Annotated in this window: 1 protein-coding gene; it reads right to left on the reverse strand. The window is 66.3% G+C overall.

Features of this window, described 5'->3' with window-relative positions; translation table 11 throughout:
- Positions 1–261 (reverse strand): NmrA family NAD(P)-binding protein (locus SB764_RS41780; protein ID WP_410867003.1); only part of this gene is annotated, 261 nt, incomplete at both ends.

Consider the following 261-nt stretch of genomic DNA (forward strand, 5'->3'; position numbering starts at 1 on the left):
GGGTCCGGCGCCCACAGGCGATAATCGGCGGCGACGTGCAGCAGATAGCGCACACCGCGCAGCGCGATGCGCATCGACGCTTCGTCGCGCATATCGCCGACGACGATTTCCGCATCCAGCGCCTCGACGTTTTGACGCGGACTGGTGGCGCGCACCAGCACGCGCACCTTGAAACCTTTCTGCTGCGCGATGCGCGCCACCGACGAGCCGACGAAGCCGGATGCGCCGGTCACAAGCACGAGATCGCGATTCTGTTCGGTC

Origin of the sequence: Paraburkholderia sp. SIMBA_027 (genome assembly GCF_046535315.1) — a bacterium.
GTDB lineage: Bacteria > Pseudomonadota > Gammaproteobacteria > Burkholderiales > Burkholderiaceae > Paraburkholderia > Paraburkholderia tropica.